Origin of the sequence: Nostoc commune NIES-4072 (genome assembly GCF_003113895.1) — a bacterium.
Taxonomy (GTDB): Bacteria; Cyanobacteriota; Cyanobacteriia; order Cyanobacteriales; family Nostocaceae; genus Nostoc; species Nostoc commune.
In genome coordinates this window covers 6,375,504-6,392,884 of sequence record NZ_BDUD01000001.1, presented here as the reverse complement: position 1 = coordinate 6,392,884, position 17,381 = coordinate 6,375,504, and the positions used below count along the sequence as shown (strand labels likewise).

The following is a 17,381-nucleotide window of genomic DNA, read 5'->3' as shown; positions in this document are numbered from 1 at the left end:
AAACATACTACACTTGTATTACTATCTTGTCTATACCTTCAAGGAGAAATAGTGATGCATACGATCGCTCGCACCCCAACCACCGATATGGAAGTTACTAGCATCCGCCTAGAGCGGGAACTGAAAGATAAGCTCAAAGAAATAGCTGGCAATCAGGGATATCAAGCTTTGATCCGAGATATCCTTTGGAATTATGTCCAGCAAAAATCAGGTGAATGGAAGCCTCGATTTTCCCGAACCGACATTCGAGCTAGCATCGCTGCCACAGCTCAGCAAGAAGAACGCTGTGTACTCACAGGTCAACTAATTCAACCCCAAGAACCGATGTTGTTAGGGCTGACCAGGAATGGCGATATGGTTCCTCTAAGTGTCGAGAGTTTGGCTGGATAGTTTTATATTCAGGCAATGCAGCTCAGTTATTTTTGCTAAATAATTGGGCTGCATTCAGTAGTTAGCTTTATTTTATTAGGACTTACGCAAACTCTACGATTCTTGGCGTTCTTGGCGTCTTGGCGGTTCGAGAAATTAAGCTTTTTAGCGCTTTTTGCGTAAGTCCTATTTATCTAAGAAATAAAACTTATTGTTAAAAATGTTAAAATTACAGAACAACAAAATTTTACAAAGTATTTAAAATAGATTCAGTATTTTTACGGCTATATTTTGGGGATTTTCCCTGAGATTCCAGAGAAATTACGGTTTATGTATACTTACAGACAGGATATTCTAAGTCAAAGTTAGTTAATTATCTCGATATAAATAAGATAAACCAGCCAAAAATAATTAGGCTGGGACATTTTAGAATATCCTAAGTATCTCACTACCTATGTAGCAATTTGCTTAATATAACGGGAACTTGGCCATCTCCCATAGAAAAGGGCTATAACAGGTGAGAGAAAGTATTCATACAAGAATTCTCAATTATCAAGGTGGAGCAACACAACTAACGGTGAAGAATATGCCAACCAGTTGGGTGCAAAAACAATGGAGTTATTATCTGAGGGCGTGCCAAGAATGAAAAAGCCTTTATCGTCGCCGCCACATTATGTAGATGACATAGATCGACTACAACCTTACCAAATCAAGCTGATGCAGCATCAGGAAGAACCTACCCACAAGTTGGTAGAAAAGATTAACCAAATCATTGCCAATAGCCCCGCTACGGCCTTGATGCTGCAAGATATTGCTAAATTGCTAGGAGTTGTTTTTCAAGTAGATTGTTGCTGCTTGGTTTCAGTAACGGGGGAGACATCCGACGAAGCAATTACTACTAATTGGTGTGCTGATGAGTATTTAGGGTTACCACATCCAGAAGAGATGTTTTCGATGGAACAGTTGCTTATGCACTCGCCAGTGCTGCAATGTGCTGCTGAACCATTGACTATTGAAGATATTTCCATCATTCAGAACAGTCTGGTAATTGGGTGTCAATATTTGCCACTATCGATAAAAGCAGTTTTGGCAATTCCCACCCGGTTTGGTGGTAACAATAATGGCGTAATTAGTCTGATTAAATTCCAACCTTATGATTGGAGTGAATCAGAAAAACAACTGCTAAAACAGGTGGAGTCGGCTTGCGCGATCGCTTTTTCTCGCGTAGCACAAGCCCAACTAATTGCTCATCAACAACAGTATTTGCAAAAGAGCAATCAGTATCAAAGCTTGATCAAGCAACTAACAGTACTGAGCCGTAGCAACTTGGAGCTTAATCAAATGCTCCAGTTAGTAATCACCTCTACTGCCGAATCTCTACAGGCAGATCGCGGTTTGCTCATATTACTAAAATATACAGACCCACTATTTAGGACTCAAGCTAAAAAACAAATTCCAAAAGCGAAAGCTAGAGTGGCTGGTGAATGGGCTAAGGAAACCCAAATTTCTCGCACTACTAAACCAGATACCTTAGAAGAAGATCGGTCTTTCTTGCTATCGGAGTGTGGTTTATGCCAGCGCGCCTTCATAGATTCTGCCAAACCAGTAATCTTTGATAATTACACAGAGCAAAATGATACTTCGTTAGCTGCTCGATTATTTGCAATAGAGCAATTTCCTGCGGTCTTATTAGTGCCATTAGAGAGCCAAGGTAAAATCTTAGGATTCTTGGTGCTACAGCAAGCTGTTACTCGCAGTTGGCAAGCAGCAGAATTAAATCTTGTGGAACTGGTTTGTGCTCAAGTAAGTAACGCCATAATTCAGTCACAGACATTGCGCCAAGTGCAAACTTTGGTAGATGAGCGGACGGCGAAACTACAGAGTAGTTTAGAACTCCAGGCAAAGTTGCATGAAAGAACCCGGCAATATATTGAGCAACTGCGGCAACTCAATGAACTCAAAGATGAATTTTTGAGCAACATGAGCGATCGCCTGCGCTATCCTTTGACAAACATGCTGATGTCAATTCGGAACTTACGTTTGCCAGGAATCGCGCCAGAGCGTCAGGTTCGATACATGGATATCCTAGAGCAGGAATGTACAAAAGAAATTAACTTAATTAATGACTTGTTGACACTCCAGAAACTAGAGTCGCCTCACGAAGCCCCGCAATTAGAATCTATAGATTTAAATACTAGAATTCAGAATATAGCAGCATCTTTCGAGAAAAAACTCGCAGAGAAAGGATTAAAGATTTCTGTAGATTTACCAGAAGAATCATTAAAACTGCAAACTGAAGTGGAGAGTTTTGACCGCATCCTGCAAGAGTTGTTAACAAATGCCTGTAAATACTCACAGCATGATACCATTGTTCACCTTGAAGCCTCTCACCAAGTTGATCAGCAAATTGATCAAGTTATCATGAAGGTGACGAATACAGGACATGCCATCTCTCAAGAGGAGGCGACTTATATCTTTGACAAGTTCCGTCGCGGAAAAGGGCGCTGGACTCCAGGAACCGGCTTGGGACTTGCTTTAGTCAAGTCTTTAGTGCAGCATCTGAATGGAGCGATCGCAGTTGAAAGTCTGCCAATTTCGGATTCTGAACAGAGCGAAATTTGCTTTACCCTGACTCTGCCCCAATTTTCTGACGAAAGCAAACCATAATTCTGAAAGTGACTAAACAACAGAACACAACAGAGAACCTTGATTCCCAGTCTCTTAGTGATGATATTAACCTCGAAGGGGATTTGACTGTTGATGCAGTCGTGGCAGCTAATGTAGAAGTTCAAATTGAGAAAATAGCAGAGCGACAGCGACAAATCACCGCCAAAGTCCAAATTCCCCAACCAGTGGAACAAATCTGGAAGGTTCTGACAGATTATGAAGCCTTGCCTGACTTTCTCCCCAACCTTGCCAAGAGTCGTCTAATCGACCATCCCAATGGTGGTATTCGACTGGAGCAAGTAGGCTCCCAACGCTTACTAAATTTCAACTTTAGTGCGCGGGTAGTTCTGGATTTGGAAGAATACTTCCCCAAAGAAATTAACTTCCGCATGGTGGAGGGAGATTTTAAAGGCTTTTCTGGTAGCTGGTGTTTAGAACCTTATTCTCTTGGTGAGTATGTAGGAACTAATCTTTGCTACACAATTCAAGTTTGGCCTAAACTGACTATGCCAGTGGGAATCATTGAAAACCGCCTGAGTAAAGACTTGCGGTCAAATCTTCTGGCTATTCACCAACGTGTAGAAGAGTTAGCCAAGCATTGAACCTTAATTAAACTATCATTCAGGAAAAAACCTGGATGATAGTTTAATTTCGTAGATTTACAGCAAAAAATGCTTTTGCTTTTTCATTGTTTTTTAGTACCCCCAGGGGAATTCGAATCCCCGTTACCTCCGTGAAAGGGAGGTGTCCTAGGCCTCTAGACGATGGGGGCATCGGACTCAGACCTTTTATAAGTTAACCAATTTCCTGATCTTTGTCAACAGCTTTTGCCAAAAAAAGTTTGTGGCGGCTAAACTGGGTGGAGACAAAAGCTTGAAGAGGATACAAAGACATGGAGACACCAAAAGAATTCTCTAGATGCTTCTGGGACTTACCGCAGAATTTATCAGCGTCCGGCGCTAGGGATTTAAAGGGGCGCTCAGATAGAAAAGCTAAATTCAGCAATGGACAAAGGGTATGATGTTGTACCGTGTAAAGTTAATATCTACGGTTTTTTATCAAAGATTTTGAAATAAATCGCTCAAAATCTACAACATGGAAGCATCTTTTGAAATTACCCTACAGATGGCGATCGCCGTCCTTGCAGGCATTAGCGCCCAAGTGCTGGCTGCATACTTTCGGATACCCAGCATCGTTTTGTTATTGCTGTTGGGCATTCTCTTTGGCTCTGATGGCATCGGGCTGTTGCATCCCCATTTGCTAGGCACTGGATTGGAAGTTATTGTCGCCCTAGCAACGGCAATCATTTTGTTTGAAGGCGGACTTAACTTGGATCTGCGAGAGTTAGGTAGAGTTTCAGTCAGCTTACAATTGCTCGTCACTCTAGGAACGCTGATCACATTGCTTGGTGGGAGTATGGCTGCTCACTGGCTGGGTGAATTCCCCTGGAACATAGCTTTTCTCTATGCTTCCATAGTTGTGGTTACGGGGCCAACCGTCGTTGGCCCTTTGCTCAAACAAATCAATGTAGATCGGCAAGTAGCAACACTCCTAGAAGGAGAAGGGGTTTTAATTGACCCTGTAGGGGCTATCCTCGCCTTCGTCGTCCTTGACACGATTTTAAATGGCGATGCTGACCCCATTAATGCGATCGTCGGTTTGGTGATACGCCTGGGTGTTGGTGCGGCAATTGGTGGTGCTGGTGGTTATCTGATGAGTTTGATTTTCAAACGCGCTGATTTTCTGTCATTCGAGCTAAAAAACTTAGTGGTATTGGCGATCCTTTGGAGCCTGTTTACCTTATCGCAAATGATCCGCAGTGAATCGGGAGTAATGACAACAGTAGTTGCAGGATCAGTCTTTGCTAACTCCTCAGTTCCAGAAGAACGTCTGTTAAGGAGCTTTAAGAGTCAATTGACAATTCTCAGCGTCTCCGTGCTGTTCATTTTATTAGCTGCTGATTTATCCATTGCCAGTGTGTTGGCTTTGGGTTGGGGTAGTTTATTCACTGTTTTGGCATTAATGTTTGTCGTTCGCCCAATTAATATCCTCTTGTGTACCTGGAACAGTGACTTAAACTGGCGACAAAAAGTGTTTTTAAGCTGGGTTGCACCTAGAGGAATTGTTGCTGCCTCTGTCGCTTCTTTTTTTGCAATTTCGCTGACACAGCGCGGCATTAATGGCGGTGATTCCATCAAAGCTTTAGTTTTCCTGACAATTATCACGACTGTTGTCTGCCAAGGGCTAACAGCTGGCTGGGTTGCTAGATGGCTGAAAATCACCTCCAAAGATGCAACTGGGGCAGTGATTGTGGGTTGTAATCCTTTAAGTCTTTTAATTGCCCGCTTCTTTCAAGAACGGGGAGAAAACGTGGTTATGATTGATACTGACCCCGAACGTCTTGTGGAAGCCGAGGCGCAAAATCTGCGGGTGATTGCTAGCAGTGGGCTTGATGCTGCTGTTTTGGAAGAGGCAGGACTTGCCTCTATGGGTACTTTTTTGGCTATGACTAGTAATGGCGAGGTGAATTTTGTTTTAGCTCAACGAGCATCTGAGGAGTTTAATCCGCCGCGTGTCTTAGCTGTTTTCCCCCGCGATCCGCAAGCGAGTACTTCTGTTAGTAATAAAGTTAGTCAAGCTTTTATTCCAGACTTAGCAATTAAAACTTGGAATGAATATTTGAATGATGGGCGAGTCAAGTTAGGAACAACTACCCTAACTGAGTCAGAATTTTCTAGTCAAAATGAGCGTATCCAAGAAATGATTAAAACTGGGGCGTTGATACCCCTAGTTGTAGAACGAAAAGAACGCTTACAGGTAATGCCAGCAAAATACGAGTGGGAAATTGGCGATCGCATTATCTACTTGTTACACGATCCCAGACCTAAGCTTTTAAAACGCTTATCTGGTGCTACCCAGTCTACTCGCCTCTCTTTAGAAAAGTTAGCGGAAGTTGAAGAAGTCCCCCTCGCTAAGATATCTCAACTTTTTACTACTGACACTCCTGGGGGATAAAGACAGCAGAAGCAGTACGGGGGACAGTTCCTAACTTTTGAATGCGTAAATGCGTGACTTCCCCAAAGGGGCTGACCCTTGACCCTTAACTTTTTATTATCCTTGGGAAGGAATAAATTCACCTTTTGATCCTGGCGAATTATCAATTTCTGGTGTTGGTGTTTCTTGATATATTTCCCATTCTTGCCACAGTAAAGCAGATAAATGCACTATGGCAAGAACTAGGGTCGCCACCGAAATCAGATAACTGTGAATTGTGTAAAGGTGCTGGATAGTAACTGTGTTGATGGCTCCACCCCCAGTTAGAATTTCGCGGAGTTGTCCACCAATAAAAGGAATGGCTTCGATAGTTCCTAGTTCAATGTTAAAACGCCAGTATCCTTCCTGAGTCCAATCTAGGATCATCGCTGTCCAATTAAGTGCGATCGCACTTAGGGTCAACAAAATCCCACTAATCCAAGCAGCCAGCCAACTCTTGCGAAATTGCCGACCTAAAAACATCACCACAATTTGAATCAGAGCGATCGCAATTACCGCGTTACCAGCAATATCATGCGCTCTCCAAAACAACCACCCGTATGGCAGTTGTGTATTAATCATCTTCAATGAGTTATAAGCTCCGCCTGCTGTCGGTTCATAGTAAAAAGAAAGCATTACTCCCGTAGAGATATAAATTAAGCACAAAGTCAGAATTACGACCGATATTATCGTCGCTACTCGTCGCAAAATCCTGTCGAACTGGGTGCTTTGCATAGTTCACCCCTCCTGTTCTTAATTAAGTATTTATTCCTACTTATGATTTTAGCGAAGAAATATTAATAAATGTTGCACTAGTCAAATTTTAAAATCGGATATATTAAACGATTCTTGATGAGCTAACTAGCCCGCCTCAGACTTAAGTCTGAGGCTAATAGCTCAAGTCCACTGAAGTAGACTGGAACCGTTTACTACTCTTTTTTAGACGATAGCCTAGTAATTCATTGCTACGCGATTGTTAGTAATGGCACAAAATATCAGTTAAATCAAATATTGCACCCAAGTTTTTAAGGGTTCTGCTGAACCATACCAAATCCCAGGACTTCTGGGAGAATGCCTCACACCTTCAATCACCAGATTTTCTGCCCCTTCCAGATGAGCAGCTTCAATGGGTGTGATTCCATCTCCCCAAGTGTTGCCCTTACCACAGGTTAATTGGTAACTACTGTAAGCTAACCAACTACCGCGCCGCCTTTGGCCAAAGATAGTTTTGCCAGCCACACAAACGTAATTAACGTTTTTGTAAAAAGCTCCTGGGTAGTTATTGGTGACAAAATCTAAATTGGAGCGCGTCCAGCGTTCTTGGCTAATATGGGGTGTACCCAAGGTGATGAGAGTAGCAATCAGTGGATGCCCTTCCCAGAGAGATGGTTTGACATTACCGCGCCCTAAATAAGGCTTTTCTCCCATGTAGATGCGGGATATCCAACCTCCTGCTGAGTGAGCAATCAAGTTAATTTGAGTAGCATTATGTTGCTCTAATGTCTGCTTGATTGTAAGATCAAGTTGTTGCAGAATTGGCGTTACAGGTCTTCCTCCAATAGTGGGTAGCCAGTCACGCCGTCGCAGTGGTACTGTAACGGTGGGAAAATCTAACTTTTGTAAGGATTGTTCTAGTTGGCGGTAAGCGATCGCGCTTTCTAGATATCCAGGTACAATAACTGTTGGTAAAGGCATTTTAAATTTTGGATGCAATGATTGATGAGGGTTTAAACTTTTTTGACGAAGAAGTAGTCAAAAGTTAGAATTGCGATCGCACGACTGACTGCTTTTATAAAAACCCAAATAGCTTTAGTGGGGTTTAGGGCTAGAATTTCAATAAAATTGTACAATTTGCAACAGATTTAAGGGCTGCCGATGTGGTAGTATTTTTACATAGGGGCTAGTCTTGGATAATAAGTAAATGTGCCATCTGTTACAGAAGCGTAGTTGAGTGGAAAACAGGAGAAAAAACGAAGCAACTTCAAGAGATGTTGTTATCTACTCAAACTTGTACTTTCAGTTAAACTTTAATAAATATCCGAGATATTAATTTTAATTGTGTGCGTCATAACAATAAGAAAAGAAATCAAAAGTAGTAATTTTTAAAATATCTCTTTAGCAAGCTCAAATTGGAACACATGATACAGCGTCATTGATCAATTAAAAACCTGGATAAATGGCAATTTTGGCGTTTTTATTGCCAGGATATGAAGTTATTATTTCCTTAGTAGGATGCATATCTCGCAATATCTTGCAAGATAATCAAAAAGAGAAAAACGCTAGTCAACTGCAACTGAGCCGAGTGAACGATAACAGCTATGTCTTACGTCTCCCTGTTTAGAAATATACCAGAACTATTAAGCCAGCCAATTGGGATAGCAGCTATAGCTTCTCTTGGCATCCACGGTGCGATCGCAATGATTGTGCCATTGATGCCTATGGATTCTAGCAAACCCAAAGATACAGCATCATCAAAAACAGTTGGACTTTTGGAATTGAGTCAAGCCGACCAAAGCCGTTTGCCGCAAAGCACACCCCAAGTTGGTTTACAACAACTTCCTCCAATAGCGCCACTTTCTGCTCCCAACTTTAGCGCCCAAATATTGCCTCCAGTAGCGCCAGCGCCATCGAGTCAGTTAGTACTGCCTCCGCTACCCGCATCATCAAATAACTATCGAGTTTCCTCCTTGCCTACAAGGCAGTCTTTGCGGATGATTCCTAGTAATAATTTGCGATTTGACGCTTCTAAATTTGATAGTTCTAAATTCAATAACAGCCCCAAATTCAATACCACCCCTAAATTCTCTCCATCAGCTTCTCCTGTGAATGTCAGTGAGAGCAAATACGAAGCACCTCAGCCTCTGGCTGTAAATAGATTACCAGAATTGCAATCGCAGAAAATACCTGATGATATTCTGCAAAATGCCCAATCTCCGAATCTACCTGTCACTAGCCCCATTACAACAGCACAGGTAAATACAACACCACTAATGGCGCAATCGGTTAATGGTGGGTCTAGAATTACTCAAAACCCGTTGATAAATTCTCTAAAACAAGCTCCAAGGGCTGGGGATAGCTTAACTTTAATTAGGGGAACCGCGTCACAAGCGCCTGATTTATCTGCTAAAGGAACTCAACTGGCTATAGCACAGCTAGACTCTTACGCAAACCTGAGAAAAGAAGTCCAGCAACAATACCCCGGCGCTGAACAAAAACCAGTTATCCGCCAAACGCTACCTACGAAAAAGCCGAATCTTGAAGGTGCTGTTTTGGGTGTATTAGTGGTAGATCCTGATGGTAAAGTCTTAGATATCAAGTTTCAAGATAAGTTAGTTTCTCCGGAATTGAAATCACAAGCAAGGGAATATTTCAACAAACAATCCCCCAAGGGAGATAAACGGATTAGTTCCTATCCATTTAACCTCAATTTCCAAAACAACATTAGCAACACCACTGGGGCTAACAATCAGCTTACCCCCAAACCATTTCCTGAACTGCAAATCAGAAATAATCAGCCTGCTTCCTCATCGACAGGTACTCTTAAACCATTAGCTGCACCAGAAGTTAATGGCAATCAGCTTAAGTTCTCACCAACCACTGCTCCAAAACCATTATCTGAACTGCGAATCAGAAATAACCAGCCTGCGTCCTTGCCGACAGGTACTCTTAAACCATTATCTGTAACGGGAGTCAATAGCAATCAATCTACGACTTCACCAGCAGTTACTTCTAAACCATTCCCGGAACTGCAAATCAGAAATAACCAGCTTACGCCTTCATCGGGGGCTACTACTTCCGAATCATTATTGCTGCCAAGAGTCAATAAGAGTCAGCTTACACCCTCTGCTGAGTCGGATGGAAAATTAGTAGAACAGTTGCGTGAATTGAAGGAAAAAAGACAAAAGTTTAGTCCAGAAAAATAATCGCCAGATGGTTATTTTGGATTAAGATACAAGCTCGATGGCACAGCCATTTGAAAGTTAATGCTTTCTGAGCATTGGCATAGTTGCCTTTTATTCAGCCCATTCCAGGTGATAAAGTGCGGGATGGGCTGATTTTTCTTAGCAACAAAACTGAAGCGGGTTTGAGAACACTCTTTACCAGCCTTGTTCTGCATTCTGAAAAACGTAAGCAGCTACCTCTAGAATCTCCTCAGAACTTAACTTGCCTTTAAAGGCAGGCATGGCATTTTTACCATTTTGCACTTGGTGAATAATCGCCTCAATTGAGTCGCGATCATAATTTTCTAAGTACTTTAACAATGCTTCCTTTTTCAAGGTTTTCTGGCTAATAAGGATGTTACCGCCACCTATATGGCAAGAAGCACAGTTAGCCTCGAAAATTTTAGCACCGTTAGATATTTCGGCAGCTAGTGCTGGACTAATGAATATCAAGTTGAATAGAGCGATCGCCAACAGTAGAATTAATAAAAGTATTCTCAACAGAATTTCCTCGCAACAAGCCTCCAGCAAGAGTATAAACGCGATTAATGCCTGATTAAGTCAAGTTTGATCAAAATTGGCGGTAACGAGTTTACCCCTCTATTGCCACAGGTTACTTAGCCTCTTAGGGTAGGATAAGACTCGTTACCGCCATTTATCCATTGTATGCGTCACTCTAGGAGTGTGATGTGTTGCTATGAGCTAATTTCAGAGAATAAAAGCTCAGAAAATCATCTTTCTTGTGTGAATGAGGATGTTTCTAGCCTTGCACAGTGATTGTACCAACCATGCCAGCACCACGATGGGGTTCGCAATAGAAGGTGTAGTCACCAGCAGGTGCGTCTGCGGGGAAGGTGGTTGTTTCCTTTTGGCCAGCACTCATCAGCAAATTCTTATGAGACAGAGATTTTGCTAAAGCGGCATCCTTAGCGGGATTTTTGGCAGCATCAAACACAACATTATGGGGAGGAACTTTATTGTTGACCCATTCAATTGTGTCACCTGGTTTAACTGTCAACTTTTTCGGTTCAAATGCCAGCATTCCTTTATCGCTACCCAATTTCACCTGGTAGGTTTCAGCCGAAGCACTGGGAGTAAAAACAGCAAAGCTGCTAACAACTAAAAGGATTGTTAACACAGCTAAACTAAGACGTCTCCAGGTTGCCGAAATCAATTTCATGGCTCTCTCCTAAACAAAAAATTTTTTTTCCTTTCTCATTTTAAATAAAATCAACACCAAAGTATGACAATCTGTCATAGATACATTTTTTTTTTAACAATAGGGAGAAATTTATTGCAAAAAGCTGTGCAATCAGTAATAAATACTAGACTGCGATCGCCCAAAAAGCTTATGAATAATTTTGTGCTGCTGTGAAAATTGGGGAATGGGGAATGGGGAATGGGGAATGCCTTATGCCCTATACCCTATGCCCTATGCCCTATGCCCCAATAACTCAGCACTAATTCCAGGATTTAGTAATAGATTTTTCCGCCTCCCCACTTAGTGCCAACGATTTTGGGTTGTAAGAGAATATGACCAGCGATCGCCTCCAAGTCTTCATCTGTCAGATTTCGCATTTCTGTGAAAATATCTGCACTTTTGATACTGGGGTGGATTTCGGAAATCTCTTCTTCCCCGTCGTAAGTAGTGGGATTTTTCAGATAATCCACCAAGCCTTCAATGTTATTACGGTTGGGTGTTGCCAGTGCCAGGTCTTCTGGAGTGAGTCCAATGTTCTGGTTTACCTTGGTAACTCCCCCAGCATGACATTGGGCGCAAGCGTAATTAAATAAGCGTTTGCCTTCTTTGACTTGTTTAAGGCTAAGTACGACAGTATCACCCTGAGCATTTAATGGCACTGTCCGGGTAGCTTTGTCGAGTTCCACTGCTGTCGCGCTACCAACAAGCAACTGAAACGAGAGTAAAACAGTAACCACAACAACGCCAATTAGTCTTCTAAACATGTTTCCCCTTAAAGATTTTGACGCTCAACACAGCTAAGAAAGCGATTCTCAATCTCCAAGCTGCTAATTGCTAATGACTCATTGTTTTTTATCATTAGTTATCAAGTTATCAGTGATTAGCCATCCGAGATAACCCTTCAGATGACCTCGGTATCATCGCCCATCGAGCCGCTAGTACCTTTTGGGCGTATTTCAGACGATATTTGGGAAATAATTGCCTTTGCATCTTCTAACGCCAAACGAGTCTTTTGGTGTTTGTAAGGAATTCCCAGTTGGTTGCACAGAGAAAACACTTTTTCTACAGGAACGCTGTAGTCGGCTGCTATCTCTGCGATTGATAGGTCTGCAAAACCCATAATGCTTGTTAACTGATAGATAGAGATTGAGTCGCTGTAATACCAATATCACGTTAGGAGTGCAATTTGTTGCCCAAAATACTGTTTGGGAATCGGGAGGAGGAAAGAGGGTAGGGGGAGCAGGGGAAGAACTTTTAACTCTTAATTAATTACATTTAGGAAAATTAACAAAAAACTGCCGCATCATGAAGATGAAAGTGGCATTAACTATGCTATGGACAATCATCCCTTGGTCAAATCCTTTCGCCTCCAAAAAGTCGCCTGTGAATTAAACCAATTCGCAATTCGCAATTCGCAATTCGCAATTACGTTTTGTGACGGGGGTCTAAATCCCCGACACAAAACGTGCTGCCTATAGAGGCAGGGGACTTAAACCCCCAAAGTTCATTAAAGTGATGGCAATGATCGCTACTGCTAACAAAAATGCGTACCTGCCACGTGTAGCGTAGTTAACTACCGTCAATAATGACGATCGCGATCGCCAATCCCAAAAAATTAAGTAATCTTTTCTTGATCACAGACAAATAACAGCCTCTCTTATTACTTGCACCTTGTGTTATTAAGGAGTGATGTTTTACTTATTTGAAATTTTGGTTAAAAATTGCAAGCTAAAATAACGAAAACTTATCAAGAATGCTGATGGAAGCATACTGAGTTTCTCAACAACCGGATTTATGTCAGAATGTTTTACTCATAAACATACATTATGGATTTTGTTCAGGTTGAAACAACTGCACCACGGACTCTAGAAATTCCCCAGATTGCCTTACCGCCCACAGCACTTTCTGAAACCTCTCGAATTCCCAAGGATGCGATTCGCACTAGTTTAAAAGCTTCGACTGCGGATTCTGTCTTAGCTGCGGTTTACTCTCTTGGAACTGGCGGAATTTTACTCAGCAATTTTTTGGTGGAATTAGGTGCTAGTCCAGTGGTATTTGGGATGCTTTGCTCTATCCCCATGTTGGTCAATCTTATTCAGCCGTTGGGTGCTTACTTGTCTGAACGTAGCACCAGCCGCTTTCAATATTCTCTTCGGACACACGGAATTGGTCGGCTGCTATGGCTGGTTTTAGTAATCGGTATTATCGGCCTCAATTTGGGCGTGATTAATACTCACCAGTTAGTGATATTGACACTGTTGATTGTTCTATTCAGCAATCTTTTGGGAGGATTAGGAGCGGCATCGTGGCTAAGTTGGGTAGCAATGATAGTTCCTCGGCAATTGCGAGGCAGGTATTTTGGGATACGCAATAGTGCTGCTAGCCTCACCAATTTGGTTTGCGTACCAATAGCCGGTCTACTCGTATCACATTGGTATGGTGGAAGTATTCAAGGCTATGGGGTGGTTCTGCTGATAGGTATAGTGTTTGGGATTGTGGGATTGGGCTGTCAATATTTCCAGGTGGATATGAATCCGCGATCGCAAAACACTTACTATGGCAAGTTATCTCAAACAAATAAGCTTGAACAAGAGGCAAGGGAGCAGGGGATAGAGAGCAAGGGAGATAGTTCAGATGGGGATTCGACCCTACCTGTTGCGCCAGCTTCCAGCATCTGGAAAAACTCTAACTTTTTGAGATTTCTGCTGTATGTCAGCTTCTGGGCCCTTGCTGTTAACCTCAGCAGTCCTTTTTTTAATCTCTATATGCTCGACACGCTCGATTTAGACGTGAGCTATGTAACTATCTACAACAGCCTGCAAGCGGCGGCGACTTTGCTGATGCTCATCGTGTGGGGCAAATTAGCAGACAAGATAGGCAATCGTCCCATCCTAATCTGTATTGGGATTTTGGTTGCAGCCACACCACTGCTTTGGCTGGGGATTGGCGCCGATCACCTTGACATTTGGTTGTGGTTACCCCTGTTACACATCTTGGCTGGAGGTACTTGGGCGGCGATTGACTTGTGTAATAACAATATACAATTGGCGATCGCACCAGTTAAAAATCAGTCTATCTATTTTGCGATCGCAGCTGCCGTTGCTGGAGCGAGTGGTGCTTTAGGCACAACTATAGGCAGTTTCATCGTCCAATTTGCTCAGTTTGGAGGCTTACTGGGGTTGTTCGCCCTCTCTAGTCTATTTCGACTAGCAGCGCTTATCCCACTACTTTTTGTCAAAGAGCCGGAGAGAGCATGAGGAGGATAGGGGGATGAGCTAGGATTTTCTCCCTCTGCTCCCCCTGCTTCCCCTGCTTCCCCTGCTTCCCCTGCTCTATTCTGCGGCGGAAGAAGTCAAGGACATTGTTTCCCACAACACCATCTGAGGCGTTGTTAGTACAGGTTGGTGTAGGGCAATCAGCTGGGCTAGGGTGTTCTTTAATTGGGTACGGGGTACGATATCATCAACAAAACCATGCAGGAGCAAATCTTCAGCAGTCTGAAAATCATCAGGTAGTTTTTCCCGCAGGGTTTGCTCAATCACTCGCCGACCGGCAAAACCAATAGTTGCCTTGGGTTCTGCCAAAATGATATCGCCCAACATCGCAAAGCTAGCGGTAACACCGCCTGTTGTGGGATTAGTTAAAACAGGAATATATAATAATCGGGCGTCTTTATGGCGCTGTAGGGCTGCGGAGATTTTCGCCATCTGCATCAGAGAGAGCATTCCTTCTTGCATTCTCGCGCCACCAGAAGTGCAGACGATAACTACAGGATACCGTCGTTGAGTGGCTTGCTCAATCATGCGGGTAAGTCTTTCTCCCACGACGGAACCCATGCTACCACCCATGAAACGGAAGTCCATAACCCCAAGGGCAATGGGCAAACCATTGATTTGACCTAAACCAGTTTTAACCGCGTCTATTAAGCCAATTTTCTCCTGCATTTCCCGCAGGCGATCGCTGTAGGGTTTGCGATCGCGAAATTCTAACGGATCGCTTGGACGCAAATGCTCGTCTAGCGGTTTCCAGGTATTATGATCTATCAATTGACGGATGCGCTCATCGCTGTCTACCCGATTGTGATGACCACATTCAGTACAAACCATCTGGTTGGCTTTTAGGTCTTTTGTATATGCCAACACACTGCATTTAGAACATTTATGCCATAGCCCATCAGCAATTTCACGTTCTTGGCGTTCGAGGCTAGTAGATCCTGACTTCCGTCGATTTGCAAACCAATCAAATAGAGACTTTAAACCGCGTGATTCTTCGTTGTTAGCCATTTTTTATTTTATTTTAAGTGGGTATGAGGTCGAAAACATGTCAAACTGTATCGGATTATCCTTAGCCTTTCATCATTTATCTTTATTAATGACTAATAGCTACATCGTCAAACTAAGCTTTTAAGCAATTCAGACTTTAATTTTCATCTTTGGTTGCCAGCTTAACGAAAATACTTATGCCAATACAAGTCCTTGCTCTTTTTTCAGCAGACTTAATTATATGGACATACTGACAAAGCCATGAGAATACTAACCTCCAAATAAGATGCTTTCCCCCTCCTACCCAAATCAATGATTTGTGTTGCTAGGTTATGACCAATCAGCATCTGTTGCACTAGTTGTGATTGCCAACGGTTAATCGTCGTTAATGGATTACGGAAGTCCCCACCTTCTCTGCAAGACCTAACGCGAACAATGTATTCAGAAAGTGGAGATTGTGAGCGGCTGATGACGATTGCATCCAGGATATATAAGGAATACCGATTTCTCGGATATTATAATTAGTGTTTTGACCATCAATGCCACAAGCGAAAACCAAGCTTATAGGTATATGTTGCAAGAAACCCCTTCTTTACGGGACGCTACGCGTAGCTTGCTTCTGTGAAGGAGTAGACCAGAGCTATGGGTAAAAGATTTGGTCTTGGGAATCAGGATTTATACCCTTGGAGGGATGTCAGACCAATAGAACTATGGAGTTCTCTTGGGTATTCCCGACGAATTGGGAGAGCCACATCTGTCTAAACACCAGGGTAGTTTACAAGGGTAATACAAGTCACAAGCTGAATATTATCAAAATATCAAGGGTAGCTGGGGTAATGCTGGTTACAGTCACGAATTATAAATATTTATTATGAATGAGCATGGGGCATTGGGAAGAGGACTTGGGGACTCTTGAGAATTGGGGACAAGGGTAAAGACTTGTTGCAAGTTCTCACAAGTCACCAAGTCCCCTTGTCCCCTTGTCCCCAAGTCTCCCCTGCTCCCTCCCTTATTCCCCACTTCAGTTCAAGACGCTGGAAAAAATAACCGCAGGTAGCTAGACAAAAGGGCTTCGCCGCTAAATAGAGTAATCACAGATCCTAAAGCCAGAAAAGGGCCAAAAGGCATCTTTTGTCCTAACCTTGGTAGCGATGTCTCTTGGCTTGCAGTTTTGCGTCTACGCATTATTACACTGCTGCCAATTAACGCTCCTAGCACACAAGCAATAAAACTAGCTAAGAGTAAATATTTCCAGCCTAACCAGGCTCCCATCATGGCTGCTAACTTGGCATCACCTGCACCCATTGCAGTTTTACCAAAGGCAATTGAACCCAATAGGGCGATCGCATCAAATAGCCATAAGCCTAATACTGCACCGACTATTGCCATCATCAGGTGATTTACCAATGCCATAGAACTAGCCTCTGGTAAAAAACCAACCACCATTTGAAACAAAATCCCCACCACCAAACCCGACTGAGTAAGTGGATTGGGTAAAGTCATTGTATCTAGGTCGATAAGCGATAGCGCCAATAACCAACTACAAAAAGCCCAATAGCCTATTGTTAAAGTCGAAACTTGGAATACCAAAAAAACTAGTAAAAAAATTATGCCCGTTACCCCTTCTACCACAGGATAACGGACAGCAATTTTGCTTTTGCAATATCGACACCGCCCTCTTAAGGAAATCCAACCAAATACTGGTACATTGTCGTGAGCTTTTAGCTGGTTTAAGCAGTGGGGACAACGAGAGGGAGGCCAAAGAATTGACAACCCAGCAGGTAGCCGATAAACAATAACGTTAATAAAACTGCCAATAGATGCACCCAAAGCAAAGACCATTACACTCGCCGGAATGGCGAACAAAATGTCCATACAATCATTTGTCCTTTGTCATTTGTCCTGTGT

The 17,381-nt window shown here is 42.7% G+C and carries 14 protein-coding genes and 1 tRNA gene; 6 read left to right on the top strand and 9 right to left on the bottom strand.

Features of this window, described 5'->3' with window-relative positions; translation table 11 throughout:
* Positions 1-54 precede the first annotated feature (54 nt).
* The 3 genes from CDC33_RS28455 (at position 55) to CDC33_RS28445 (ending at position 3,638) form a co-directional block, all read left to right on the top strand.
* Entirely contained in the window at positions 55-390 is a 336-nt protein-coding gene (locus CDC33_RS28455; protein WP_109011785.1) for a ribbon-helix-helix domain-containing protein, read from the top strand.
* A 621-nt stretch (positions 391-1,011) separates the two neighbouring features.
* A complete protein-coding gene (locus tag CDC33_RS28450; protein ID WP_109012742.1) occupies positions 1,012-3,036 on the top strand; it encodes a sensor histidine kinase in 2,025 nt (674 codons plus the stop codon).
* A gap of 8 nt (positions 3,037-3,044) precedes the next feature.
* Positions 3,045-3,638, top strand: a complete 594-nt coding sequence (locus CDC33_RS28445) for an SRPBCC family protein (protein ID WP_109011784.1) — start codon at positions 3,045-3,047, stop codon at positions 3,636-3,638.
* 97 nt (positions 3,639-3,735) lie between these two features.
* Here CDC33_RS28445 and CDC33_RS28440 read toward each other — a convergent pair.
* Positions 3,736-3,808: transfer RNA gene (locus CDC33_RS28440), tRNA-Glu, on the bottom strand.
* 323 nt (positions 3,809-4,131) lie between these two features.
* Between CDC33_RS28440 and CDC33_RS28435 the strand changes: the two genes are divergently transcribed.
* A complete protein-coding gene (locus tag CDC33_RS28435) occupies positions 4,132-6,051 on the top strand; it encodes a cation:proton antiporter (protein ID WP_109011783.1) in 1,920 nt (639 codons plus the stop codon).
* A gap of 96 nt (positions 6,052-6,147) precedes the next feature.
* On the opposite strand, the gene CDC33_RS28430 is transcribed toward CDC33_RS28435, so the two are convergent.
* Positions 6,148-6,804: a cytochrome b N-terminal domain-containing protein gene (locus CDC33_RS28430; RefSeq protein ID WP_109011782.1), complete on the bottom strand. Its 657-nt coding sequence runs from the start codon at positions 6,802-6,804 to the stop codon at positions 6,148-6,150.
* Positions 6,805-7,068: 264 nt separating this feature from the next.
* Complete coding sequence (locus tag CDC33_RS28425) at positions 7,069-7,764, bottom strand: esterase/lipase family protein (protein WP_109011781.1); 696 nt, start codon at positions 7,762-7,764, stop codon at positions 7,069-7,071.
* Between the two features lie 623 nt (positions 7,765-8,387).
* On the opposite strand from CDC33_RS28425, the gene CDC33_RS28420 reads away from it, so the two are divergent.
* Positions 8,388-9,992, top strand: coding sequence for a hypothetical protein (locus tag CDC33_RS28420; RefSeq protein ID WP_109011780.1), 1,605 nt, complete (start codon positions 8,388-8,390; stop codon positions 9,990-9,992).
* Between the two features lie 174 nt (positions 9,993-10,166).
* On the opposite strand, the gene petJ is transcribed toward CDC33_RS28420, so the two are convergent.
* From petJ to CDC33_RS28400, 4 genes are all read right to left on the bottom strand, one after another.
* Positions 10,167-10,511, bottom strand: coding sequence for a cytochrome c6 PetJ (gene petJ / locus CDC33_RS28415; RefSeq protein ID WP_109011779.1), 345 nt, complete (start codon positions 10,509-10,511; stop codon positions 10,167-10,169).
* Between the two features lie 259 nt (positions 10,512-10,770).
* Entirely contained in the window at positions 10,771-11,190 is a 420-nt protein-coding gene (gene petE, locus CDC33_RS28410) for a plastocyanin (RefSeq protein WP_109011778.1), read from the bottom strand.
* Positions 11,191-11,483: 293 nt separating this feature from the next.
* The gene (psbV, locus tag CDC33_RS28405) at positions 11,484-11,975 is read right to left on the bottom strand and encodes a photosystem II cytochrome c-550 (RefSeq protein WP_109011777.1); all 492 of its coding nucleotides are present in this window, start codon (positions 11,973-11,975) and stop codon (positions 11,484-11,486) included.
* Between the two features lie 137 nt (positions 11,976-12,112).
* Positions 12,113-12,331 carry a hypothetical protein gene (locus CDC33_RS28400; RefSeq protein WP_109011776.1) on the bottom strand — a complete coding sequence of 73 codons (219 nt, stop codon included), beginning with the start codon at positions 12,329-12,331 and terminating at the stop codon, positions 12,113-12,115.
* A 706-nt stretch (positions 12,332-13,037) separates the two neighbouring features.
* On the opposite strand from CDC33_RS28400, the gene CDC33_RS28395 reads away from it, so the two are divergent.
* Positions 13,038-14,468 (top strand): MFS transporter, encoded by a 1,431-nt coding sequence (locus CDC33_RS28395; protein ID WP_109011775.1) that lies wholly within the window; start codon positions 13,038-13,040, stop codon positions 14,466-14,468.
* Positions 14,469-14,543: 75 nt separating this feature from the next.
* Here the strand turns inward: CDC33_RS28395 and accD are convergent, their stop codons facing one another.
* Together accD and CDC33_RS28385 are read right to left on the bottom strand one after the other, a co-directional pair.
* On the bottom strand, positions 14,544-15,494 hold the full coding sequence (gene accD / locus CDC33_RS28390) for an acetyl-CoA carboxylase, carboxyltransferase subunit beta (protein WP_109011774.1): 951 nt from the start codon (positions 15,492-15,494) through the stop codon (positions 14,544-14,546).
* A gap of 1,005 nt (positions 15,495-16,499) precedes the next feature.
* A complete protein-coding gene (locus CDC33_RS28385; protein WP_109011773.1) occupies positions 16,500-17,348 on the bottom strand; it encodes a prepilin peptidase in 849 nt (282 codons plus the stop codon).
* Positions 17,349-17,381 lie beyond the last annotated feature (33 nt).

What these genes read in the sequence shown, in the direction of transcription:
- CDC33_RS28385 (WP_109011773.1), bottom strand. Translation starts at nt 17,348, where the DNA reads ATGGACATTTTGTTCGCCATTCCGGCGAGTGTAATGGTCTTTGCTTTG.
- CDC33_RS28395 (WP_109011775.1), top strand. Translation starts at nt 13,038, where the DNA reads ATGGATTTTGTTCAGGTTGAAACAACTGCACCACGGACTCTAGAAATT.
- CDC33_RS28430 (WP_109011782.1), bottom strand. Translation starts at nt 6,804, where the DNA reads ATGCAAAGCACCCAGTTCGACAGGATTTTGCGACGAGTAGCGACGATA.
- CDC33_RS28455 (WP_109011785.1), top strand. Translation starts at nt 55, where the DNA reads ATGCATACGATCGCTCGCACCCCAACCACCGATATGGAAGTTACTAGC.
- CDC33_RS28425 (WP_109011781.1), bottom strand. Translation starts at nt 7,764, where the DNA reads ATGCCTTTACCAACAGTTATTGTACCTGGATATCTAGAAAGCGCGATC.
- accD (WP_109011774.1), bottom strand. Translation starts at nt 15,494, where the DNA reads ATGGCTAACAACGAAGAATCACGCGGTTTAAAGTCTCTATTTGATTGG.
- CDC33_RS28450 (WP_109012742.1), top strand. Translation starts at nt 1,012, where the DNA reads ATGAAAAAGCCTTTATCGTCGCCGCCACATTATGTAGATGACATAGAT.
- petE (WP_109011778.1), bottom strand. Translation starts at nt 11,190, where the DNA reads ATGAAATTGATTTCGGCAACCTGGAGACGTCTTAGTTTAGCTGTGTTA.
- CDC33_RS28420 (WP_109011780.1), top strand. Translation starts at nt 8,388, where the DNA reads ATGTCTTACGTCTCCCTGTTTAGAAATATACCAGAACTATTAAGCCAG.
- CDC33_RS28435 (WP_109011783.1), top strand. Translation starts at nt 4,132, where the DNA reads ATGGAAGCATCTTTTGAAATTACCCTACAGATGGCGATCGCCGTCCTT.
- CDC33_RS28400 (WP_109011776.1), bottom strand. Translation starts at nt 12,331, where the DNA reads ATGGGTTTTGCAGACCTATCAATCGCAGAGATAGCAGCCGACTACAGC.
- psbV (WP_109011777.1), bottom strand. Translation starts at nt 11,975, where the DNA reads ATGTTTAGAAGACTAATTGGCGTTGTTGTGGTTACTGTTTTACTCTCG.